This window comes from Ruegeria meonggei (assembly GCF_042768335.1).
Classification (GTDB): domain Bacteria; phylum Pseudomonadota; class Alphaproteobacteria; order Rhodobacterales; family Rhodobacteraceae; genus Ruegeria; species Ruegeria meonggei.
Map to the genome: position 1 here is coordinate 3,772,992 of NZ_JAXHBT010000001.1, position 21,138 is coordinate 3,794,129.

23 protein-coding genes are annotated in these 21,138 nt (G+C 57.0%); 14 read left to right on the forward strand and 9 right to left on the reverse strand.

Features of this window, described 5'->3' with window-relative positions; genetic code table 11:
• Positions 1-28: 28 nt before the first annotated feature.
• Positions 29-607, forward strand: a complete 579-nt coding sequence (locus SJY13_RS18725) for a PA14 domain-containing protein (RefSeq protein ID WP_377193056.1) — start codon at positions 29-31, stop codon at positions 605-607.
• A gap of 34 nt (positions 608-641) precedes the next feature.
• On the opposite strand, the gene SJY13_RS18730 is transcribed toward SJY13_RS18725, so the two are convergent.
• Positions 642-1,601, reverse strand: coding sequence for an L-malyl-CoA/beta-methylmalyl-CoA lyase (locus SJY13_RS18730; RefSeq protein WP_377193058.1), 960 nt, complete (start codon positions 1,599-1,601; stop codon positions 642-644).
• Between the two features lie 295 nt (positions 1,602-1,896).
• Here SJY13_RS18730 and dgcN point away from each other — a divergent pair, with 295 nt between their 5' ends.
• The 3 genes from dgcN to SJY13_RS18745 are packed head-to-tail and all read left to right on the forward strand — an operon-like array spanning position 1,897 to position 4,789.
• Positions 1,897-2,898, forward strand: coding sequence for an N-acetyltransferase DgcN (gene dgcN / locus SJY13_RS18735; protein WP_377193060.1), 1,002 nt, complete (start codon positions 1,897-1,899; stop codon positions 2,896-2,898).
• A 53-nt stretch (positions 2,899-2,951) separates the two neighbouring features.
• Positions 2,952-3,917, forward strand: a complete 966-nt coding sequence (dgcA, locus tag SJY13_RS18740) for an N-acetyl-D-Glu racemase DgcA (RefSeq protein WP_377193062.1) — start codon at positions 2,952-2,954, stop codon at positions 3,915-3,917.
• 11 nt (positions 3,918-3,928) lie between these two features.
• A complete protein-coding gene (locus SJY13_RS18745; protein WP_377193064.1) occupies positions 3,929-4,789 on the forward strand; it encodes a D-amino-acid transaminase in 861 nt (286 codons plus the stop codon).
• 46 nt (positions 4,790-4,835) lie between these two features.
• Here the strand turns inward: SJY13_RS18745 and SJY13_RS18750 are convergent, their stop codons facing one another.
• From SJY13_RS18750 to SJY13_RS18760, 3 genes are all read right to left on the reverse strand, one after another.
• Positions 4,836-5,150, reverse strand: a complete 315-nt coding sequence (locus SJY13_RS18750; RefSeq protein WP_377193066.1) for a DUF1244 domain-containing protein — start codon at positions 5,148-5,150, stop codon at positions 4,836-4,838.
• 93 nt (positions 5,151-5,243) lie between these two features.
• Entirely contained in the window at positions 5,244-5,483 is a 240-nt protein-coding gene (locus SJY13_RS18755) for a DUF6868 family protein (RefSeq protein WP_377193068.1), read from the reverse strand.
• A gap of 91 nt (positions 5,484-5,574) precedes the next feature.
• Complete coding sequence (locus tag SJY13_RS18760; RefSeq protein ID WP_377193070.1) at positions 5,575-6,312, reverse strand: N-formylglutamate amidohydrolase; 738 nt, start codon at positions 6,310-6,312, stop codon at positions 5,575-5,577.
• 118 nt (positions 6,313-6,430) lie between these two features.
• Here SJY13_RS18760 and pyk point away from each other — a divergent pair, with 118 nt between their 5' ends.
• A complete protein-coding gene (gene pyk, locus SJY13_RS18765; protein WP_377193072.1) occupies positions 6,431-7,876 on the forward strand; it encodes a pyruvate kinase in 1,446 nt (481 codons plus the stop codon).
• On the opposite strand, the gene SJY13_RS18770 is transcribed toward pyk, so the two are convergent.
• Positions 7,877-8,350 carry an Lrp/AsnC ligand binding domain-containing protein gene (locus SJY13_RS18770; protein ID WP_377193073.1) on the reverse strand — a complete coding sequence of 158 codons (474 nt, stop codon included), beginning with the start codon at positions 8,348-8,350 and terminating at the stop codon, positions 7,877-7,879.
• 187 nt (positions 8,351-8,537) lie between these two features.
• Here SJY13_RS18770 and SJY13_RS18775 point away from each other — a divergent pair, with 187 nt between their 5' ends.
• From SJY13_RS18775 to rplT, 4 genes are all read left to right on the forward strand, one after another.
• On the forward strand, positions 8,538-8,975 hold the full coding sequence (locus SJY13_RS18775) for a universal stress protein (protein WP_085824380.1): 438 nt from the start codon (positions 8,538-8,540) through the stop codon (positions 8,973-8,975).
• Positions 8,976-8,989: 14 nt separating this feature from the next.
• Positions 8,990-10,543 carry an alanine/glycine:cation symporter family protein gene (locus SJY13_RS18780; RefSeq protein WP_377193075.1) on the forward strand — a complete coding sequence of 518 codons (1,554 nt, stop codon included), beginning with the start codon at positions 8,990-8,992 and terminating at the stop codon, positions 10,541-10,543.
• Between the two features lie 182 nt (positions 10,544-10,725).
• Positions 10,726-10,926: a 50S ribosomal protein L35 gene (gene rpmI, locus SJY13_RS18785; RefSeq protein ID WP_010443552.1), complete on the forward strand. Its 201-nt coding sequence runs from the start codon at positions 10,726-10,728 to the stop codon at positions 10,924-10,926.
• A 14-nt stretch (positions 10,927-10,940) separates the two neighbouring features.
• A complete protein-coding gene (rplT, locus tag SJY13_RS18790) occupies positions 10,941-11,306 on the forward strand; it encodes a 50S ribosomal protein L20 (protein WP_074737047.1) in 366 nt (121 codons plus the stop codon).
• Positions 11,307-11,377: 71 nt separating this feature from the next.
• Here the strand turns inward: rplT and SJY13_RS18795 are convergent, their stop codons facing one another.
• Positions 11,378-12,148 carry a hypothetical protein gene (locus tag SJY13_RS18795; protein ID WP_377193077.1) on the reverse strand — a complete coding sequence of 257 codons (771 nt, stop codon included), beginning with the start codon at positions 12,146-12,148 and terminating at the stop codon, positions 11,378-11,380.
• Positions 12,149-12,454: 306 nt separating this feature from the next.
• Between SJY13_RS18795 and SJY13_RS18800 the strand changes: the two genes are divergently transcribed.
• The 4 genes from SJY13_RS18800 to SJY13_RS18815 all read left to right on the forward strand — a co-directional run bounded on the left by SJY13_RS18800 (position 12,455) and on the right by SJY13_RS18815 (position 16,706).
• The gene (locus SJY13_RS18800; RefSeq protein ID WP_377193079.1) at positions 12,455-13,138 is read left to right on the forward strand and encodes a sulfotransferase family 2 domain-containing protein; all 684 of its coding nucleotides are present in this window, start codon (positions 12,455-12,457) and stop codon (positions 13,136-13,138) included.
• A 228-nt stretch (positions 13,139-13,366) separates the two neighbouring features.
• Positions 13,367-13,696 carry an AraC family transcriptional regulator ligand-binding domain-containing protein gene (locus SJY13_RS18805; RefSeq protein ID WP_377193081.1) on the forward strand — a complete coding sequence of 110 codons (330 nt, stop codon included), beginning with the start codon at positions 13,367-13,369 and terminating at the stop codon, positions 13,694-13,696.
• Positions 13,636-14,184: a helix-turn-helix transcriptional regulator gene (locus SJY13_RS18810; RefSeq protein ID WP_377193083.1), complete on the forward strand. Its 549-nt coding sequence runs from the start codon at positions 13,636-13,638 to the stop codon at positions 14,182-14,184. The genes SJY13_RS18805 and SJY13_RS18810 overlap by 61 nt, the downstream gene beginning before the upstream one ends.
• 305 nt (positions 14,185-14,489) lie before the next feature.
• Positions 14,490-16,706, forward strand: a complete 2,217-nt coding sequence (locus SJY13_RS18815) for an aminotransferase class III-fold pyridoxal phosphate-dependent enzyme (protein ID WP_377193085.1) — start codon at positions 14,490-14,492, stop codon at positions 16,704-16,706.
• Between the two features lie 217 nt (positions 16,707-16,923).
• Here SJY13_RS18815 and SJY13_RS18820 read toward each other — a convergent pair whose 3' ends face one another.
• A complete protein-coding gene (locus SJY13_RS18820) occupies positions 16,924-17,385 on the reverse strand; it encodes a hypothetical protein (protein ID WP_085824385.1) in 462 nt (153 codons plus the stop codon).
• Positions 17,386-17,520: 135 nt separating this feature from the next.
• A complete protein-coding gene (locus tag SJY13_RS18825; RefSeq protein WP_377193087.1) occupies positions 17,521-18,912 on the reverse strand; it encodes an aminotransferase family protein in 1,392 nt (463 codons plus the stop codon).
• A 220-nt stretch (positions 18,913-19,132) separates the two neighbouring features.
• Here SJY13_RS18825 and SJY13_RS18830 point away from each other — a divergent pair, with 220 nt between their 5' ends.
• Positions 19,133-20,761, forward strand: coding sequence for an acyl-CoA synthetase (locus SJY13_RS18830; RefSeq protein WP_377193089.1), 1,629 nt, complete (start codon positions 19,133-19,135; stop codon positions 20,759-20,761).
• Here SJY13_RS18830 and SJY13_RS18835 read toward each other — a convergent pair.
• A complete protein-coding gene (locus tag SJY13_RS18835) occupies positions 20,758-21,099 on the reverse strand; it encodes a DOPA 4,5-dioxygenase family protein (RefSeq protein ID WP_085824388.1) in 342 nt (113 codons plus the stop codon). The genes SJY13_RS18830 and SJY13_RS18835 overlap by 4 nt on opposite strands.
• Positions 21,100-21,138: the final 39 nt, after the last annotated feature.

Genomic DNA, 21,138 nt, shown 5'->3' on the forward strand with positions numbered 1-21,138 from the left:
CATAGGGGCCAAACTCAGGGAGAAGACCATGACATTTGTTCGGACCGGAGCGCTTGCCGTAGCCATGGCGTTGATCGCCGGGGTGGCTATGTCCGCACCGCTAAAACTGCAACCCGCAAATCCGCAACCCAACCCCAAGGCGGGTCTGGATGTGATGTATGCGTGGGAAGGAAACCCGCCGCGCAAGATACAGAACCTGACCAAGGTCAAGCAGATGGCGAAGAAAATGCAGCCGGGGCAACCGCTACGCGGTCTGGATTATCGCGACACCAGCGATGGCGACCCGGTTCTGACCTTCAATGAAGCCTACAATGTAGCGGCCAAAATCACCGGATACATCAAGTTCGATTCTCCAGGTATTTACGAATTGGAAACCTGGTCGAATGATGGCGTTGACGCATGGGTCGGCGGACAGCAGATCGGCTATGTAAATGGTCGTCAGGGATGCGAGGCAAATCAACGGACCGAGGTCGAGGTGCCCCAAGCCGGATGGTATCCGCTGAAGATCAGCTATTTCCAGAAATACGGCACGTCCTGCCTGATGATGAAGTCGGGCAAGCAGGGTGAAAGGATCACCTGGACACCAAACGAAGTGTTCGGCCGGTAGCAAAAGGCGCTCTATCGAGCGCCTTTTCCAATGTTCACCCGCGGGCAATCAGCTCGGCTTGCGCCACAATCACTTCGGCCTGTTTGATCGAGGCGATGTCGACTAGGCGGCCTTTGTAGACAGTTGCGCCTTCGCCATTGGCTTTTGCCTGTTCCATGGCGGCAAGTATCTCGCGCGCTTCGGTCACGGCCTCATCCGATGGCGTAAAGACCTGATTGGCCAGCGCGATCTGCTTGGGATGAATTGCCCATTTGCCCACCATGCCCAGAGTCGCCGAGCGTTTGGCCTGCGCGATGTACCCGTCATCATCCGAGAAATCGCCAAATGGTCCGTCCACTGGCAATACGCCGTGGGTGCGGCAGGCGGCGACAATGGCGGCCTGCGCCCAGTGCCACGGATCGGACCAGTGCTTTTCGCCTTCGCGCAGCATGTAATAGTTTTCCTGCGTACCGCCGATCCCGGTCGTCTGCATCCCCATAGAGGCGGCAAAATCCGCAGCCCCCAGGCTCATGGCCTGCATACGGGGCGACGAGGCCGCGATCGCTTCGACATGGGCGATGCCGGCTGCGGATTCGATGATGACCTCAAACGAAACCGGTTTGGAGCGGCCCTTGGCGCGTTCGATAGCGGTGACCAGCGCATCCACGGCATAAACATCCTCGGCGCAGCCCACCTTGGGGATCATGATTTGATCCAGGCGGTCGCCCGCCTGTTCCAGCAGGTCAACAACGTCGCGGTACCAATAGGGCGTATCCAGCCCGTTGATGCGGACCGACATGTATTTGCTGCCCCAATCGACGGTGTTCAGGGCTTCGATCACGTTGGCGCGGGCGGCGTCCTTGTCCGACGGCGCCACCGAATCCTCAAGATCAAGATTGATCACATCGGCGGCGGACGCGGCCATTTTGGGGAACAGCTTGGTGTTTGATCCTGGCCCGAACAGCTGACAACGGTTGGGGCGCGCGGGGGCGGCGGGTTGAATGCGAAAGCTCATCTGGACCTCGTGCGAGAAAGGAAATTGCGATTTTCTTGCCTCATGGGGTATTAAATTGCGCGGGGCTTCGCAAGCACCTTTGTGCAGTCGCGGCAATGCAATCGCAGCATTTGCGACGACACCCTGTGTGCCCGGTGATTAAAGTTTGGACGGTTTAAAAACTTGGAAGATAATTGCGCCCATCTGCAGGTTGACGCGAAATTTTCCCACAGGTCAGTTTGCCGCCGGGTGAAAACGCGAAACACTCGTCAGGCACGTCTCATAGCCTGCATCAGAATCAAAGGAGTGCACCGCAATGATCGAGACACCATATCTGCTGTTTTTGGGTGATGCGCCCGACCAATTGGCGGCCAAGGTTGCCATCGGCATCCGCGACTGGCGTCCGGAGAATGCCGTGGGTCAATACCGGATGGATGGCTGCAAGGCCGATCTCGGCCTGAAGGACCTGTCGCTTGCCGAGGCAAAAGCTGCCGGGGCAAAGACGCTGGTCATTGGTGTTGCCAACCGTGGCGGCGTCATCAGCGTGGCGTGGAAAGAGGTTCTGATCGAGGCGCTTGAGATGGGCTATGATCTGGCCTCGGGTTTGCACAATCTGCTGCGGGACGAAGGCGATCTGGTCGCTGCCGCGCAAACCCATGGCGGCACCTTGCATGACGTTCGGGTGCCGACCGATGGCTACCCCATCGCCAACGGCAAAAAACGCAGCGGCAAGCGGTGCCTGGCGGTTGGGACCGATTGCTCGGCCGGTAAAATGTATACCGCGATGTCGATGGATGCCGAAATGCGCAAGCGCGGGATGAAATCAACCTTCCGCGCCACAGGCCAGACCGGCATTCTGATCACCGGACAGGGTGTGCCGCTGGATGCGGTTGTGGCGGATTTCATGGCCGGTTCGGTTGAGTATCTGACACCCGATAACGACGCAGATCACTGGGATCACATCGAAGGGCAGGGCTCGCTGTTTCACATCTCGTATTCCGGTGTGACCATGGCACTGGTCCATGGCGGCCAGCCCGATGCCCTGATCTTGTGTCACGAACCCACCCGCACCCATATGCGCGGCCTGCCAGAATACGCGCTGCCCACGTTGGAGCAGTTGCGGGATACGGCCCTGCCGATGGCGCGGGTTGCGAACCCCGATTGTCAGGTTGCCGGTGTGTCGATCAACACACAGCACCTCAGCGAGGATGAGGCACGTGCCTATATCGCCAAGGTCGAGGCGGATATGGGCATTCCGGCAACCGACCCCTACCGTTTTGGAGCGGGCAAACTGGTGGAAGCGCTGACTGCTCTGTGATCTAAGCGGGCTGCTGTTGGCAAACCGAATGTGGCAAATGAAAGGGTGTGCGCGTGCAGATTGAGGTCTCTCGTGATGTGTTCCGGCTGGCTCAGGTCTTTACGATCTCGCGCGGGTCAAGAACCGAGGCAAAGGTTCTGACTGTTCGGATTTCGGACGGGGCGCATCAGGGCTGGGGTGAATGCGTGCCTTACGCCAGATATGATGAAACGCTGGAATCGGTTGAGGCTGAGATTGCCGGTTTGCCCGCCAGTTTTGGCCGCGCTGAGTTGATGGCCCTGTTGCCTGCCGGGGCCGCGCGGAACGCAGTCGATTGTGCGTTGTGGGATCTGGAGTGCAAGCGCACTGGCAAGCGGGCCTGGGAGCTGGCCGGGCTGCCGACGCCGGGGCCGGAAATCACCGCCTACACCCTGTCATTGGACACGCCTGAGGCGATGCAGACGCAGGCAGCTACAAACGCGCACCGCCCGTTGTTGAAGATCAAATTGGGCACACCAGATGATATGCCCCGGCTTGAGGCCGTGCGTGCAGGCGCGCCCAATGCCACGATCATCGTGGACGCAAATGAGGGCTGGTCGGCTGAAGTATACGCCGATCTGGCCCCGCATCTGGTGCGGCTGGGTGTGGCGCTGGTCGAACAGCCTCTGTCTGCCGGGGACGATGACGCGCTGATCGGAATGGACCGTCCGGTGCCGGTTTGCGCAGACGAATCCTGCCACGACCGCACCAGCCTAGCCGCGATGAAAGGCAAGTATGATGTGGTCAACATCAAGCTCGACAAGACCGGCGGTTTGACCGAAGCGCTGGCGCTGCGCGAACAGGCGCTGACTGACGGCTACAGGGTGATGGTCGGTTGCATGCTCGGCAGCTCTCTGGCAATGGCGCCTGCGACACTGCTGGCGCAGGGTGTAATGGTAACGGACCTTGACGGCCCGCTTCTGTTGGCCGAAGACCGCGACACCCCGCTGATATTTGATGACGCCGGAGTGCACCCGCCTGTGGCGGCACTTTGGGGCTGAGGAGACAAGACATGACCCGCACCGTTTATGTGAATGGCGATTACCTGCCTGAAACCGAGGCCAAGGTTTCGATCTTTGATCGCGGCTTCCTGATGGCGGACGCCGTTTACGAAGTCACCAGTGTTCTGGACGGCAAGCTGATTGATTTCGAAGGCCACGCCGTGCGCCTGAAACGCTCGCTGTCCGAATTGCAAATGGCCGAGCCCTGCAGCAAGGATGAGCTGCTGGAAATTCACCGCAAACTGGTCGAGCTGAACGGAATCGAAGAAGGTCTGATCTATTTACAGGTCTCGCGTGGCAGTGATGGCGACCGGGATTTTGCCTTTTCGTCTGAAGACACCAAGCCGACCATCGTTTTGTTTACCCAGAACAAGCCGGGTCTGGCCGATAGCCCTGCGTCTAAGAAAGGTGCCAAGATCATCTCGATCGACGATATCCGCTGGGGGCGTCGCGATATCAAGACAACCCAGTTGCTATACCCGTCGTTGGGCAAGATGATGGCCAAGGCGGCCGGGTGTGATGACGCCTGGATGGTTGAGGATGGCTATGTCACCGAAGGCACCAGCAATAATGCCTATCTCGTCAAAGGCGGCAAGATCGTCACGCGCCCGCTGTCCACCGACATCCTGCACGGGATCACCCGCAAGGCAGTTCTGCGCATGGCAGCCGAGGCGCAGATGGTGGTGGAAGAGCGCCTGTTCACAGTTGATGAGGCCAAGGAAGCGGACGAAGCCTTTACCACCTCGGCCAGTGCTTTCGTGATGCCCGTGGTTGAGATTGACGGGGTCACTCTGGGTGATGGCACGCCGGGTCCGATCGCCAAGCGCCTGCGCGAGATTTATCTGGACGAAAGCCGCAAAGCAGCGGTCTGAACCAAAAGGCCCGCCGAATGAGCGGGCCTTTTTACTGTCCGAACCTTCAGCCTTTTTTGCCGACGTTTTCTTCGAAGGCGACCTCGAACGCGGCTTGTTTGTCAGGGCTGGCCTCTGTCTGGTAGTTGGCTTTCCACTCATCTATGGTCATGCCGTAAAACACCTGACGGGCCTCATCCTTGCCCATCTCGATTCCCTTTTCACTGGCCGCTTCCTGATACCAGCGCGACAGGCAGTTGCGGCAGAACCCGGCCAGATTCATCATGTCGATGTTCTGAACGTCCGTCCGATCCTCCATCAGGTGCTTTTGCAACCGACGGAACGCGGCGGCCTGAAGTTCGATTTCGGTGTGCTTGTCCATGATCGGGCTCCGGATGGGTTTGTGGCGTGCTGTGTCTGACCTAACAAGCCAACGCCCGCGTTACAATAAACTGGTCATGGTCGAAGCCCGCAATTACACCAGTTTCAGCGCCAACCAAGGTATGATGCAGAATATGAGCGTCAGGATTTTGTAGTTGGCAAGATAGCGAAAATACGCGCGCCTCACTTCGGGCGGCTCCATCTGAAACATCCGTCCGTGAACAGTTACGGCCCACTCCTGTAACAGGACAATCATCAATGTGCTGAACAGTAATACCGCGATGTTCAGCACGGCCATCCAGCCAAAAAGGGTTGTCAGAAGCTCTTGTGTCATGGTCGCCTCCTTACCCCTTAAATATGGGTATCAAAGCGTGGCCTCACAATGACGTGAGGTCGAAATGTCGCGCAGCATTCTGGCGGTTACATTACAGCGCGCTGTTGGACAGGGCATCGCGCAGGATAACCGCCAAACGTTCCGCCCAGTTACGCTGTCCTGCGTGATCCGCGATCAGGTCGTTGCGCAATTCGATCAGTGCATTGGGGCGGCCATGCGCGGTACAGTGCCGGTCAATCGCATCGCCGGGCAGGACGCCCGTGTAAGGCTGGTTCACGCCAACGCAGAGATCCTCCTCTGCCTGTAGGCGGTCAATCAGCGGGTCCGAGAAGCGTTCATCCGGGGTGTGCAGAACGCCCACATGCCACGGGCGCGGCTCCCGGCCGCGCAATTGGCGGGTGAAAGAGTGCATCGACACGATCACCGCGTGGGGCAGGCCGGCCATACGCTCCAGCGCCTGATGATAGGGCCGATAGCACATGTTCAGACGCCGTTCGCGTTCAACCGCGTCAGCGTGGCGATTGCCGGGAATGATCGAACCGTCATAGAGTTTCATCAGCAGGGTCGGGTCGTCCTCGCCCCGGTTCGGGTCGATCACAAGCCGCGAGAAATTGGCAGCGATCACAGGCGCATCCAGAATCTCACCCAGATGCCTGGAGACTTCATAGGCCCCAACATCATAGGCGATGTGACGTTCCATATCCTCACGCGGCAGGCCAAGATCGCCCCCATTGATATCCGGTGGCACCGTATTGGTCGCGTGGTCACATGTGATCAGCCAGCGAGACGGGCGATCCGCGCCGTGGATAAAAAACGGAGAATACGTCATGAGCCTGTCATCTTGTTTGTCGCAGGTGTAGGGCAGTTGCTTCGGAAAGGGAATTGCGCAATAAGCGGCCTAACGCAGTGTTTGCGGTAACATCTGGGACGTGAGGAGAGTAAAACCAATGCGGCGCCTGAGAAATGTAAAAATCGTGGCGACGCTGGGACCGGCGTCCAATGACTATGACACCATCCGCGCGCTGCATGAGGCCGGGGCTGACGTGTTTCGCCTGAACATGAGCCATGGCAGCCATGAGGAAATTCGTGAACGACACCGGATCATCCGGCAGGTGGAAAAGGACCTGGACAGCCCGATTGCGATTCTGGCCGACCTTCAGGGCCCGAAGTTGCGCGTTGGTGTATTCGCCAATGACGCGGAAGAGCTGGAAGAGGGCGCCGTGTTCCGGCTGGACCTTGATCCCGCACCGGGGGATGCGGGTCGCGTGTGCCTGCCGCACCCTGAGATTTTTGCAGCGCTGGAACCCGGTGCACGCTTGTTGGTCAACGACGGCAAGATCCGCCTGACCGTTCAGGATTGCGGACAGAATTATGCCAATTGCACCGTCGAAGTGGGCGGTGCGATCTCGAACCGCAAAGGCGTGAACGTTCCGGATGTGCTGCTGCCGCTGGCTGCGCTGTCGGAAAAGGATCGGAACGATCTGGAATTTGTGTGTCAATTGGGCGTCGATTGGCTGGCGCTCAGCTTTGTGCAGCGGGCCAAGGACGTGTATGAGGCCCGCGCGCTGGCTGACGGCCGTGCCTCGATCCTGTCCAAGATCGAAAAACCGGCTGCAGTTGAGGCATTTGACGATATCCTTGATGCGTCTGACGGGGTCATGGTCGCCCGCGGTGATCTGGGTGTTGAATTGCCTGTTTCAGCTGTGCCGCCGATCCAGAAACGACTGGTCCGCAAATGCCGCGGGGCCGCCAAACCGGTGATCGTGGCGACGCAGATGCTGGAAAGCATGATCGAAAGCCCGATGCCCACGCGGGCCGAAGTCTCGGACGTGGCCACCGCCATCTATGAGGGAACGGACGCCATCATGCTCAGCGCCGAGTCGGCGGCCGGTTCGTATCCGATCGAAGCGGTGCAGACTATGAACAAGGTCGCCATCGAGGTTGAAGCCGACCCGACTTATACGCAAATCATTGCCGCGTCTCGCAGCGCCAAAGGTACAACCGTGGCTGACGGCATCGTGGCCGCCGCCCGCGAAATTGCCGAAAAAACCGAGATCAAGGCGATTTGCTGTTTTACGCAAAGCGGCACAACAGCCGCTTTGACGGCTCGTGAACGGCCCGGCGTGCCAATCATCGCGATGACGTCTCAGATGGGCACCGCGCGCCGCTTGTGTCTGAGCTGGGGATGCAACTGCGTCATGACACCCGAACTGGAGCGGTTCAAAAGCGCCGTTGTTAACGCCGCCCGCGCTGCACGGGCAGGGGGTTTTGCCACCGAAGTCGACCAGATTGTCGTGACCGCAGGTGTGCCTTTCAACGTTCCCGGGACAACGAATATTCTGCGTGTCGCGCCCTGTGACGAACGGCTGATCTACAGCACTGATCCCGAATAATCAGTCGCGCCTTGTTTTCATTCCGACCGGTTCCTTCACGGTTTCCATCACGGTAAAGGAACTGGTCTGGTGGATCCCGGGCAGTCTGTTGATCTTTTCGCCCAGTACCATCCTGAAATGCGCTATGTCCCGGGTGCGGACCGTCAGCAGATAATCAAACGATCCGGCCACCATCAAACAGTTTTCGATTTCAGGGACGTCTCGCACGGCCTCGTTGAATCTGTCCAACGATTGTTCCGCCGTTGCGGTCAGTGACACCTGTACAACCGTCAAATGGCCCAGACCCAACCGCTCTTTGTTCAGAACCGCGCTATAGCCGATGATATGTCCGCTTTTTTCAAGGCGTTTTACACGTTCGGAACAGGGTGTGTTGGTCAGGTTTACGCGCGCGGCAAGCTCTACAATGGGCAGGCGGCCATTGGCCTCAAGCTCTTGCAGGATGCGTTGATCGATCTTGTCCAAATCTCTGTCCATTAGGTAATTTACCTGCATTTCTGGCGTAGAACGAGATATTTAACTGAATATAGACCAAAAAAATCCCCATTTCCTAGTGATTATTCCTAATACTGACTTTGGGGCAGTCTTTAATTCAAGTTCCAGGTTCCGGCTGCCCTGCCGGGGGCACGGGCCCCGGTCAAATGTAAAAAAATGGAGGAACGAGATGACAACGAAAATTGTCATAGGACTGGACGGGACAGCAACCGGAGAACGCGCAATCGCCTTTGCCAAAGACCTGGCAGAGCGGATCGGAACTTGCGAGTTGTTGGTGGCTTACGTCATTGAATGGTCCCCTTATACTTTTCAAACGCCAGAAGAAAATGCGGCGCGGCACAAGCGGCGCGAAGAAGAGATCGAGCTTGCGACAACGCGGGTCGTTTCTCCTGCGGTTGATGCGCTTAAGGCGGCTGGGTTCAACGCAACTGGCATAGTGCGGCATGGTGATGTGGCTGAAACGCTGAACTCGGTCACGGTTGAAAACGGCGGCGCGCAGATTGTGGTTGGCCGCTCATCCGCGGACGGCCTGAAAAAGCGTATTTTCGGCAGCGCAACGCAGAACCTTGTGATGCACGCCGATGTGCCGGTCACGGTTGTGAATTGATGGGAGGCAGTAGAATGAAATCACTATCTAAACTGGGCCTGGCTGGCACAGCCGCAGCCCTGCTTGCCAACCCTGTCGCAGCACAAGAGGCGCCCGGGCTGGACGAAAAAATCAATCAGGCCTTTGCCGATCTGACCGGGCCGTTTGTCAGCTTTATCTTTGCGCCGCTTCCGGGAACGAGTTTTCCCTGGATCGTGATGTGGCTGGTGATCGCCGCGTCGGTCTTTACCCTGTATTTCGCCTTTGTGCAGATGCGGTTTTTCAGCCATGCGATCAGCCTGGTCAAAGGCGATTATTCTGACCCCAATGACGCGGGTGAGGTTAGCCACTTTCAGGCGTTGGCCACGGCGCTTTCGGGCACTGTTGGTCTGGGCAACATTGCTGGCGTGGCGGTGGCCGTCGGTATCGGTGGGCCGGGCGCGACATTCTGGATGATCCTTGCCGGGTTACTTGGGATGGCGTCGAAATTCACCGAATGTACGTTGGGTGTTAAGTATCGAAACGAATACGAAGACGGCACGGTTTCGGGCGGTCCGATGTATTACATGTCCAAGGGGTTCAGCGAACTGGGCTTGCCGGGCGGCAAGATCCTGGCGGTCCTGTTCTCGATCTTTTGTATTCTGGGTGCTCTGGGCGGGGGCAATATGTTCCAAGCCAATCAGGCGCATCAGCAGATTGCGGGCATCGTTGGCGACTATCCGGGCTGGATCACCGGGCTGGTGTTTGCGGTTGTGGTGTTCATGGTCATTGTCGGTGGCCTGAAATCCATCGCACGCGTGACGGAAAAGGTCGTGCCTTTCATGGGTATCCTTTATGTTCTGGCGGCGCTGGTCATCATCATCATGAACGCGGACATGATCGGCTGGGCCTTTGGTCAGATCTTTGCCGGTGCCTTCACCGGTCTGGGTGTCGCAGGCGGCATGGTCGGAGCCCTGATCCAGGGCTTCAAACGGGCGGCGTTCTCGAATGAGGCCGGCGTTGGTTCTGCGGCAATTGCCCACTCGGCAGTGCGCACCAAAGAGCCGATCACAGAAGGGTTTGTATCCCTGCTGGAACCGTTCATCGACACTGTGGTGATCTGTACCATGACCGCACTGGTCATTATCATCACCCAGCAGCTGATCATCGACCCGGAAACCGGAAACTACATGCTGAACGAGGCTGGCAGTGCCATCGCCACCGTTGATGGCAACTCGGGCGTCAGCCTGACTTCTGCGGCCTTTGGCAGCGCCTTCAGCTGGTTCCCGTATGTTCTTGCGATCGCGGTGATCCTGTTTGCCTTCTCAACCATGATCAGCTGGTCCTACTATGGCCTCAAGGCCTGGACCTATCTGTTTGGCGAAGGTCACACCAAGGAACTGGTGTTCAAGATCATCTTTTGCATTTTCGTGGTTATCGGTGCTGCGGCCAATCTTGGTCCGGTCATCGACTTCTCGGATGCGGCGATCTTTGCGATGGCGGTTGTGAACGTCTTTGCGCTCTACTTCCTGATGAAGGTGGTTCGGCAAGAGCTTGCATCTTATAGCGAGCGTCTGAAAAGCGGTGAAATCCGCAAATTCGGCCACTAAGTGACATCACCGGGGCGGCGCAGGTCGCCCCGGTGCCTGACCATCCTGCGAAATGCGCAGATTCTGGTCAAAACCCCCTTGCCAGCATGACCGAACTTGCGTAAACGGCGCTTCTGATCGCGTGACCGGCCAATGTGGCATGCCGAGTCGCGTTTAGTACCGAACCCCGAAAGGAGACGGAAATGCCTAAGATGAAGACAAAGTCGAGCGCCAAAAAGCGCTTTAAGGTGACTGCGACCGGTAAGGTCCTTGCTGGTCAGGCCGGCAAACGTCACGGCATGATCAAGCGGACTAAAAAGTTCATCCGCGACGCCCGTGGCAACACCACCCTGTCCGCCCCCGACGCCAAGATCGTCAAGGGCTATATGCCCTACGACCGATAAGAGGAGATTAAGATATGTCCCGCGTTAAAGGTGGAACCGTAACTCACGCCCGTCACAAGAAGGTCATCAAGGCCGCCAAAGGTTACTATGGCCGCCGCAAGAGCACCTTCAAGGTTGCCCGTCAGGCCGTCGATAAGGCCAACCAATACGCAACCCGCGACCGCAAGAACCGCAAGCGCAACTTCCGCGCATTGTGGATTCAGCGGATCAATGCGGCTGTGCGTTCGCATGACGAGGCCCTGACGTATTCCCGCTTCATCAACGGCCTGACATTGGCTGGTATCGAAGTGGACCGCAAAGTTCTGGCCGATCTGGCCGTGCACGAACCGGAAGCGTTCGGCGCGATCGTCGCCCAGGCGCAGGCTGCTCTGACTGCCTGATCCTCTGCAAAGAGACAGTGAATGAAGGGCCGTTCCGGAAGGAGCGGCCTTTTTCATTGCTGACGTTCTTTCTAGGGGGTGGGAACGGTCTTGGTGCTTTGGACTGCTTTTGCCAATGCACGTGAAAACATGTCCTCGACCAGCGCGGACTGTCGCAGGTGGACATCCCCGCCACCCACACAATATTCGGGTTTCGAGAGGCCGGGATTGTCCTCTGATCCGGTCACATCGCGCAGATCAAAATAGGGCAACCCAAGCGCCCGTGATTTTTCTTTCAGACCAGAGGAGAGTTCGGCATTGATATCCCAATGCCTCTGGATCGTGATGCCCAGTTCATCTGCTCTGCGCGTGAACTGGCCGCGGGGTGCCTGCAGACGCGTGCGTATCCGACGGTGCAGCATTTTTCGCAAGTCTTTGGGGTCTTGTATCGTGGCGGTGTTCAGCCCCTTGATCACGATGGCCCGGTTTCCCGCAACTTCTTTGCACGCCTCAAGATATCGCTTTTGCGCTTCCAACTTTGCTGTGATGGCGTCCTCAAGCCGGATGTTGTCCCGAAACGCCACGAAATAGCAGCTGAGTTCTGCATCAACCTGTCCAAATCCGAAACAGATCGCGGCCGGGTCAAGACGCTTGATCGCCCGTGCCGCGCGGGAATAAGAGGATTTCCGGTCGTTCTTGGGATAAAACCCGGCGGCGGTAGCGCCTTTGATGCTAATGACATTTGCCGTGTCGAACCCGTTCACTGCAGTGACGCTAACCCGCGCATACCGGAAATCCCCCCCATCCGGTTTCTGGCCGATCAGTCGGGCATGCGAGTCACCAACACACAGAAGCGTTTTCATTTCTTGTCCCGTTACGAATGCTTGAACACGGTTATATTTCTTCGTTCGCCCGTCAAGTTCGAAGGGTGCAACTTCAGTTGTTGCCCATCAAAATGACAACCCAGTTTATAATGATCTTCCCGGCTGTGTCAGAAAACAACACCGTTTGCCTGCGGCGACGAACGGGGATGGTATCGCAGGGCTTTCTTGCTAATAGTCACGTCACCAAAACCGGGTACAAAAAGGTCTTATGGTGTCTTGGCAACTTTATCTGCCCAAGCATCTGAGCTGGGCGAAGAAGTCTGAACACGTTTGAGCAGGTGAAACATGGTTGCCATCAGCAACAAGTACAAATTTGTTTTTCTAAAGTCCCGGAAGACCGCTGGAACAAGTATCGAGCGCGCCCTGTTTCCGTTTTGCACGAAACTGGATGACGATCTTCCCCTTGAGCTTTCAGACAGCCATTACGGGGAAGGGGTCGCTCGGGGTCCGGCCCCTGAAGGTTGGAGGCCACACATCCCCGCTGCACGTGTCCGCCGGCGGTTAGGGCAGGAAAAATGGGATTCGTATTTTCGGTTCACAGCGGTTCGAAACCCGTTTGATCGTGTTGTGTCACATTTTTTCTGGCTGCGCCGAGAGGATGAGATCATCCAGTCGGACAGTTTTGACGACATCCGGACCGCGTTCCGGCGATTTTGTGTGCGGCCCCGTTACGCAACCGACGCGGACATTGTCATGATTGACGATAAATTCGTTGCGCAAGATGCCATCAGGTATGAATGCCTTGCCGACGACCTTGCACGAATGGCCCAGAAGCTGGGCTTTGAAGAAGCGGTGGATCCCTTGCCTGAATTCAACAAGGGCATACGCAAATGGGGTGATGTCCCGGTCGCCGAATTCTATGACGACGCGTCCATTGAGGCGGTAAAACGCGCGATGGGTTGGGTGTTCGACAATTTTGACTATTCCGAAGATCCCCGAGACACACGTATTCCGGAGTTAAAAACCTAAAGCCGACCTGTGTTTGCACCACGATCCGTTTGCGAGAAACCGTAAAGGAAGGGCCATTCCGGAAAGAGCGGCCTTTATTGTCATTGGTCGCCAGACGTGGATTTGGAAAGCATTGAATACAAATCGACGGCTTCTGCGATGCGGGTAAATGATGGGTTCCCAATTCATCACAAAGTCAGCCGCCGCTGACTTTGACTTCATCCCGGAAATACGCATCATCACGAAATGATGCCAACTAACCTTTCTACGCGCTCGCGCGACGAACATCCCGTACATTACCTGGTTGTGGCACTTCATAAGCTCGGGGTATCGGAGGGTGATATTTGCGAGCGGCTGCAGCTCGACAAGACGCGGCTGTTTGATCCTGATGCGGTGTCTTCTGCAGAAAACTATCTGAATCTGTTTGAATGGGCAGCGCGGCAGCTCGGCGATGCGTCACTCGGCCTGCATATAACAGAAGTTGCCGAGCCGCGGCAGTTCGGGCTTTCCGCAAGAAATTGGGGCCAGACTGGCGACCAAAGTCCTGCAGCTTCACCTTTCCAAAGTCCCAAGATCTGACGGTATATAGAAGGATTTTCGGTGCCGATATCAGGTTCGATCAGACAGAGAACCGATTGACCTTTGCTGCAAGCACTCTCAGGCAGGAAATTCATGGATCGGACCCCGGACTTCTCGTTATTTTGCGCAATCAGGCGGATGCTATCTTGGCGCAGCCTTGGAGCGACCAGAGTTTGGCGCGCAAAGTGCGTTTGATCCTGTCATCACGGATTGGCCAGGCCGAAATGCGCGCGGAGCTGATGGCGGAACATTTAAATATGTCCGCTACAAACCTCCGGCGGCGGTTGAACGACGAAGAAACCTCTTTCCGACGACTGCGCCTGGACGTTCTTCAAGCTGCGGCACGCGAGGCGCTGGAACTAACGGATAAATCCGTGTCAGAAATTTCCGAGGACCTTGGGTATGCGGAAATCAGTGCCTTCAACCGTGCCTTCAAGCGAGAGGAAGGGATCAGTCCGCTCAAGTTCCGAAAACGTGCGATAAGCTGATATTTTCACTTTCGGTCCTGGAAGCTAAGCTTTTTATGCAGGCACACTGATCAAAAATGTCAAAAACGCGAACGCAACTGGCAAGGTGGGTGCCTCCGTTGCGTGTCATTGTCCAGCCATAGATGAGCTTGTGGGAAACGCGCTGTCTGCACCAGCGAACATCACCATCAGGATCGCGCCCAAGGTGGGAGGCACTTCACGCGCTGTGCGCGTAGGTGAAGCCGTGGGCGCGCATCGAAGCGGCGCAGAGATTGCGGCAGATCGGTTCAAACCGATGGTGCGACACGAAACGTGGAGGAATTCTAATGACTGACAAGAGAAACGCAGCGGCTGAAATGTCCGGTGACAACAGCAGGTCACATGTTCTTGACCTCAACTACAAACATCTCATTCCGCATCGTCTCGATACGTTCCGCAAGGCTGGCGTAGATATCCTGATCGGTGAGCGAGAAGGCTATGGGTTCAAGGACGTCAACGGCAAGGAATACCTCGATTTTCACCTAAATGGCGGCACCTATAACTTCGGCCACCGCCATCCGGAATTCATCGCCGCGCTGCAGGAAGGTCTGGAAAAATATGATCTGGGGAATCACCATTTCCCCAGCGATCCCCGTGCCGAGCTTGCCGAGGCACTAGTCGCCGCGGCACCAGGCGACATGCCGTACGTATCCTACGCTTCGGGCGGATCTGAGGCTGTGGACCTTGCCATCAAAGTGGCGCGGCAGACGACCGGCCGACGTGCCATCGTGGCCTTTGATTGCGCTTATCATGGGCGCTCGGGCCTGTCCGGTGCCGCTGGTGATGCAAGCACTGCAGAATACTTCCTTAGCGATAATCCGGAAGTTTTCCTAAAGGTTCCGTTCAACGATCTCGACGCGTTAGAGCGGGTGCTATCCACCGGCCAAGTCGCGGCGGCACTGATTGAAACCATCCCCGCCACTGCCGGTTTCATGCCGCCCGATCCCGGCTATCTGCCAGGCGTGGCCGAGCTGTGCCGGAAATACGGTACACTTTACATTGCCGACGAAGTGCAGACCGGCTTGATGCGCACGGGTAAGCTGTGGGGCAGCCAGACCTTTGGGATCGAACCGGATCTGCTGGTCACCGGCAAAGGTCTGAGCGGCGGCATCTACCCCTCGGCTGCGCTGCTGATGGCGGATCGCTGCAGCACCTACCTTAAGGAATTTGGTTGGGGCCATGTTTCGACCTTTGGCGGGTCCGAACTGGGCTGTTTGGTCGGCCAAAAGGTTATCGAGATGGCCCAACGCCCCGAGGTGTCCGAAAACGTGGCCAAGTTGTCGGCCTATTTCGAAACCTCTCTGGCCAAGTTGCAGACGCGCCATCCGCATCTGGAAACTGTGCATCAGACCGGGTTGGTGATCGGACTCAAGACCTCTTATGCCGATGGTGGCGTCATTTTGATGAAAGAGCTTGTTGAACGCGGCGTTTGGGCGATTTTTGCAGGTTTCGACATGTCGGCGCTGCAGTTCAAACCCGGTGTGCTGCTGGATATGGAGACCGCGAAGAAAGGCATGGAACGTCTGGACGATGCCCTTTCCGCCATGAAGGACCTGCCGGTGCCAAAAGCCGAAGCGCGTCCCAAAACGGCAATTGCAGCTTCGGTTCCCAAGATCGACGTCTCGGATGAAGTGACCAAAGACATGGAGCGGGCAGTTGACGCCCATCTGCGCGACCAGGAGTTTCATCCGCTCAAAACCCTTGGTCAGGGTGAAATCTGCGTCACGGTGGCGTTCCCAGATGATAACCCCGTTGCGGCATTCAAACGCCTACCGCCGTTTCCGGGCCGCGCGTATGCCGAAGCGTACCTAGAAACGGTCAACGACTATATCTCTAAACTGAGAGAGGCAGAGTGTCCGGTCGTGCCCACCGAGGGCCGCATCACCGAGACCGCTCAGGGCGGCGTCTCGCTCTACCTTTGCCAGCCGATGGCAAAAAAGGAGCAATTGGTTTCGAATGTCCTGCGCGCGGCCACGCCGGACGCCGACCACCCGGTGCTGAATGCCGTTCTGGAAACCACAAAGAACGCGATCAATCCACAGCTTGGTATTGATGCTCAGGTGTCGAATTGGGTCTGGCTCGACGGGAAAGTCATGCAAATTGATGTTTCAACACCGATGATGCGCACGGCGGCTGGGAAGGAATTGTTGGACCTTGATATCGTTTTGCAACCCTATCCGGCAATAATGCACCCCTTTTTACGCCGGTTCGTGGCCCCCGAGTTGTTGAAATCTTACTACGATCTGCGTGAAAACTGCATCGATTTGCTCGGCAATTTGAACCGTGAGGGCATGCCGCAGTGGATTGAACCTGCGCTGATCGCGTCGAACCGTTTGCTGCCGGCCGACGCACAGATCACCCGGGAAGAGGTGGACGAGGCCTACAAAAAGGACGCGGGGTCCTATGAGTTCATCTATCGGCTGAAACTGGTCAACGCGTGGTGGGCGCGGAATGTCCGCAGAACGGTCTATCCGTTCATCCTGCCAAAGCCTGAAAAGCGATGACCTAGCCTTGAGAACCCGTCGCCAGTTCAGCCCCAACAGAAGGGCTGCTTCGGCGGTGTTGAGGAAAATGCAGCAATGCTGCCGTTCACCCTGTTACCATGAACGGCAGTTATTGCCCGCCGACCGGACGTAAGACAAAGCATCGTAATCAATCACCAGAGAAAACCCGGGTGCGCTTGGTGTAGGCCTTCGTTACGCGCGAAACGCGCTTGCTGGCCTATTTGTTCTTGTCCTTTTTCACCAACTGCGCCGCAAAGGCAACGCCGGTGCCTGGACCGGCATAGGTGACCATAAGCACGTCATCCACATAGACCCCGTTGAATATCCCCGAAGAAACGTCGTCACCGGATATCCCAGCCTCGGCCAGAACAAAACGGGTTGGGTCGTCCAGTGAGAATGTGCCCATTGCCTCTTCGACGATCCAGTCCTTGTCGCCAATCCGACGCCAGCGGTTGGTGGCGGTGATCAGGTTGCCGTCCAGCTTGGTGATCTCCAGCTCCATTTCGGTCTGCAGCAGGCCCTTGTCGTGGTTTGGGTTCGATTTCGCGAAAGCCACCAGATAGGTGCCGGTCCAGGTGCCGACGATCTGAGGGAAACCGCTGCCGTCCTCGGCGCTGACGGGGGTCGCAAAGGCAATAACAATTGCAGCGGCGAGGCTGCGCGCAAATTTGAATAGCATGAACCAATCTCCTGCGTGGGGTAATTGCAGGCTATCCGAGTTCATAGATTTGGCAAACCGATGTGTGACCCAAAAAAACCGGCGCAGGACGCGCCGGTTTTTGATGTCTCGATTGGCATAAGACGTTGTGCAGTGTCAGCCGAACACACGTCCCAGCGCGCCGTCGACCGCATCGGTGATCTGGTCGATATCGTCTGCGGTAGCGATCAATGCAGGCGAGAAACACAGCGTGTTGTTCCGACCAGGGACCGAGCGGTTGGTGACGCCGATGATCACGCCCTGCGCCATACAGTCGGCCACAACAGCCTGCGCCAGCTTCTCGTCAACGGGCTCGCGGGAGGATCGATCCGCGACCAGTTCCGCCCCCAGGAAAAGACCCTTGCCGCGGACATCGCCGACGACTTTGTGCTTTTCCATCAGCGCCTGAAGGTTGCCGGTCATCCGTTCGCCCATGTCGACGCAATTACCCAGCAGGTTTTCGTCCTCGATGATGCGCATATTCTCGATCGCCGCCGCCGGACCAGCCGTGCAGCCACCAAAGGTCGAGATATCGCGGAAATAGCTCATCGGATCCGCCGCATCATCCTTGAAGTTGTCAAAGATTTCCTCGGTGGTGACTAGGCAGGCAATTGCCGCATAGCCCGAAGCCACACCTTTGGCCATAGTGACGAAATCAGGTTTTACGCCGTATTGCTGATAACCAAACCAGGTGCCTGTACGACCAACGCCGCAGACAACCTCATCGATATGCAGCAGGATGTCGTATTTCTTGCAGATCTCTTGTACGCGCTGCCAATACCCCTCAGGGGCTTCGATCACGCCACCTCCCGCCGTCACCGGCTCAAGGCACAGGGCACCGACGGTGTCAGGGCCTTCGCGCAGAATGACCTCTTCAATCTGATCTGCAGCCCATTCGCCAAAGTTCTCTTCTGGCGCGCCATCCAACTCGTGCTTGCGGTATTCCATGCAATGGGGAACGCGCACGAAATCGGGGGCGAAGGGACCATATTGGGCGTTGCGTTCATCCTGGCCACCAGCCGACATCGCCGCCAGGGTGGATCCATGATAATCGCGGTCGCGGTACAGGATCTTGGTTTTCTTGCCGCCGTATTTCTTATGGGCGATCTGGCGGACCATCTTGAACGCTTTCTCGTTCGCCTCAGACCCCGAATTGGTGTAATAGACCCGGCTCATCCCCGGCATTTTGCTGATCAGCTTTTCAGCAAAAATGGACCCGGGGATCGAACCCGCAGAGTTGGCGAAGTAGCACAGTTTCATCAACTGATCGTAGACCGCCTTGCAGATCGATTCGCGGCCATAGCCCACGTTCACCGTCCAGACACCGCCAGAAACGGCGTCCAGATGCTCTTTGCCGTTCTGGTCCCAGACACGCATGCCCTTGCCTTCGACAATGATCCGCGGATCGTTTGTTTCAAAGGGTTTATGCTGGATCAGGTGGTGCCAGATATGAGCGCGGTCGGCTTCGACCACACGGGAAAGATCGTTTTCATTGAACGTGCCGTCCATGACATGTCCTTTCAGAAGAAATGGGTGCGCAAATTACGGGAACGAAGCTGCCCCGGCTTTGTATTTCGATGGTTCAGATCACCGCGAAAGGCCATCGGTGGATAGGGCCAGACTGCACTATCGCGTAACGCCAGTCCATGCCCGCCGTATTTCTACGGGTTTGTCAGACGCGCATCTTTGTGGTCAAGTCGCGCAACAAGCGAACTGGAAGGGTCAGCCGATGACAGAGGCCAACATCTATGAAAGGCATTTGGACAAATGCCGGGCAAACTACACACCGCTGTCACCGCTGAGTTTTATCGAGCGCACCGCACTGATCTATCCGGACTACCCCTCGGTGGTTTATGGCGCGCGTCGTTATGAATGGGCCGAAACCTACGCCCGGTGCCGCCGTCTGGCCGGTGCATTGACCGCGCGGGGCATCGGCGCAGGCGATACGGTGTCGATCATTGCCGCAAACATTCCCGAGATGTACGAGGCGCATTTTGGTGTGCCCATGGCTGGCGCGGTTCTGAACGCAATCAACACACGTCTGGACGCGCCGATCATCGCCTTCATCCTGAACCACGCGGAATCCAGGGTTCTGCTGGTCGATCCCGAGTTTTCAGGCACGGTGAAAGAGGCGCTGAGTCAGGTTGATCACGACATTCTGGTCATTGATATCGAAGACCCCAGTTTTGACGGCGGCGAAAGGCTGGGCAGCCTGACTTATGACGCGCTGTTGGGGGAAGGTGATCCAGAGTTTGAATGGGTACTGCCCAAGGATGAGTGGGATGCGATCACGCTGAATTATACCTCGGGCACCACGGGCAACCCCAAAGGTGTTGTGTATCACCACCGCGGGGCCGCGCTTAATGCGCAATCGGATTTGCTGGATTGGAATATGCCGAAACACTCGGTCTATCTGTGGACCCTGCCGATGTTCCACTGCAACGGCTGGTGTTTTCCCTGGGCGATGGCCGCGAACGCAGGGGTTTCAGTCTGTTTGCGCGCCGTGCGAGACGAGCCTATCTATGCCGCCTTCCGGGAAGAAAAGGTCACACATTTCTGCGGCGCGCCGATTGTTCTGAACATGCTGGCCAATGCGCCTGATCACCTCAAGGATTTCGATCACGAGATCAAGGTGATGACAGCAGGGGCGCCACCGCCGGCGGCTGTCATCGAGAATATGGAAGGTATGGGCATCGAAGTGACCCATGTTTACGGTCTGACCGAAACATACGGACCTTCGGTGGTCTGTGCCTGGAAGGACGAATGGAACAGCAAAAGCGCCGAGGAACGTGCCGCGCTCAAAGTGCGCCAGGGCGTGCGCTATACCGCCTTGTCGGGGTTGATGGTTGCCGATCCAGAAACGCTGGAACCTGTTCCGGCGGACGGTGAGACCATGGGTGAAATCTTCATGCAGGGCAATGTCGTCATGAAAGGCTATCTGAAGAACGCTGAGGCCACGGACCAGGCCTTTAACGGTGGCTGGTTCGCCTCGGGCGATCTTGGGGTGATGCACCCAGACGGCTATATCGCGCTGAAAGACCGGTCCAAGGATATCATCATCTCGGGGGGTGAAAATATCTCATCGGTTGAGGTCGAAGATGTCCTCTACAAACACCCGGCCGTGATGGAGGCCGCCGTTGTTGCGCGCCCGGATGTCAAATGGGGTGAGACGCCTTGCGCCTTTGTCGAGCTTAAGCCGGGTGTGCAAGTGTCTGACGCGGATATAATCACCTTTTGCCGGGATAACATGGCCCATTTCAAAGCGCCCAGAACGGTTGTGTTCGGACCGCTGCCCAAAACATCGACCGGCAAAATCCAGAAGTTCAAGCTGCGGGATCAAGCAAGGGCGCTGGATTAAGCGCCCATTTTGTCAAAGATCGACAGATCCAACGCAAGCATCTCGCCCATCCAGATGGCTCGGTCCCGGTGATCGGTCAGATGATCGCCGGTTTCGGGATGGGTAAAGATCGTCAGGCCTTGCCGGTTCAGCATCAGCCATGGAATGACCTGTTCAAATACCTTGGGGGCAAAGGCCAACTGGCAGCTCCAACGTGGATGCGGACCGACATTCCGGGCGTGCATCCGGCCGACCTGAACCGGGAACAACCGCGCAGCCTCATCGCATAGCTGTTGCGCCGTCCCTTGTGTGGTGGCATCGAAATAGATGTGCGCGTGGTAACCAGTAATTTCGGGCATTGCGGTCTCCTTCAGACGTTTCAGGCAAGGTAAGACCGA

Excerpts from the sequence above, each read along its gene's own strand:
- SJY13_RS18835 (WP_085824388.1), bottom strand. The coding sequence starts at position 21,099 with ATGCCCGAAATTACTGGTTACCACGCGCACATCTATTTCGATGCCACC.
- SJY13_RS18745 (WP_377193064.1), top strand. The coding sequence starts at position 3,929 with ATGACCCGCACCGTTTATGTGAATGGCGATTACCTGCCTGAAACCGAG.
- SJY13_RS18815 (WP_377193085.1), top strand. The coding sequence starts at position 14,490 with ATGACTGACAAGAGAAACGCAGCGGCTGAAATGTCCGGTGACAACAGC.
- SJY13_RS18825 (WP_377193087.1), bottom strand. The coding sequence starts at position 18,912 with ATGGACGGCACGTTCAATGAAAACGATCTTTCCCGTGTGGTCGAAGCC.
- dgcN (WP_377193060.1), top strand. The coding sequence starts at position 1,897 with ATGATCGAGACACCATATCTGCTGTTTTTGGGTGATGCGCCCGACCAA.
- SJY13_RS18725 (WP_377193056.1), top strand. The coding sequence starts at position 29 with ATGACATTTGTTCGGACCGGAGCGCTTGCCGTAGCCATGGCGTTGATC.
- SJY13_RS18730 (WP_377193058.1), bottom strand. The coding sequence starts at position 1,601 with ATGAGCTTTCGCATTCAACCCGCCGCCCCCGCGCGCCCCAACCGTTGT.
- SJY13_RS18805 (WP_377193081.1), top strand. The coding sequence starts at position 13,367 with ATGCCAACTAACCTTTCTACGCGCTCGCGCGACGAACATCCCGTACAT.
- SJY13_RS18770 (WP_377193073.1), bottom strand. The coding sequence starts at position 8,350 with ATGGACAGAGATTTGGACAAGATCGATCAACGCATCCTGCAAGAGCTT.
- rplT (WP_074737047.1), top strand. The coding sequence starts at position 10,941 with ATGTCCCGCGTTAAAGGTGGAACCGTAACTCACGCCCGTCACAAGAAG.
- SJY13_RS18830 (WP_377193089.1), top strand. The coding sequence starts at position 19,133 with ATGACAGAGGCCAACATCTATGAAAGGCATTTGGACAAATGCCGGGCA.
- rpmI (WP_010443552.1), top strand. The coding sequence starts at position 10,726 with ATGCCTAAGATGAAGACAAAGTCGAGCGCCAAAAAGCGCTTTAAGGTG.
- pyk (WP_377193072.1), top strand. The coding sequence starts at position 6,431 with ATGCGGCGCCTGAGAAATGTAAAAATCGTGGCGACGCTGGGACCGGCG.
- SJY13_RS18795 (WP_377193077.1), bottom strand. The coding sequence starts at position 12,148 with ATGAAAACGCTTCTGTGTGTTGGTGACTCGCATGCCCGACTGATCGGC.
- SJY13_RS18800 (WP_377193079.1), top strand. The coding sequence starts at position 12,455 with ATGGTTGCCATCAGCAACAAGTACAAATTTGTTTTTCTAAAGTCCCGG.
- SJY13_RS18760 (WP_377193070.1), bottom strand. The coding sequence starts at position 6,312 with ATGACGTATTCTCCGTTTTTTATCCACGGCGCGGATCGCCCGTCTCGC.
- SJY13_RS18780 (WP_377193075.1), top strand. The coding sequence starts at position 8,990 with ATGAAATCACTATCTAAACTGGGCCTGGCTGGCACAGCCGCAGCCCTG.
- SJY13_RS18775 (WP_085824380.1), top strand. The coding sequence starts at position 8,538 with ATGACAACGAAAATTGTCATAGGACTGGACGGGACAGCAACCGGAGAA.
- SJY13_RS18755 (WP_377193068.1), bottom strand. The coding sequence starts at position 5,483 with ATGACACAAGAGCTTCTGACAACCCTTTTTGGCTGGATGGCCGTGCTG.
- SJY13_RS18750 (WP_377193066.1), bottom strand. The coding sequence starts at position 5,150 with ATGGACAAGCACACCGAAATCGAACTTCAGGCCGCCGCGTTCCGTCGG.
- SJY13_RS18820 (WP_085824385.1), bottom strand. The coding sequence starts at position 17,385 with ATGCTATTCAAATTTGCGCGCAGCCTCGCCGCTGCAATTGTTATTGCC.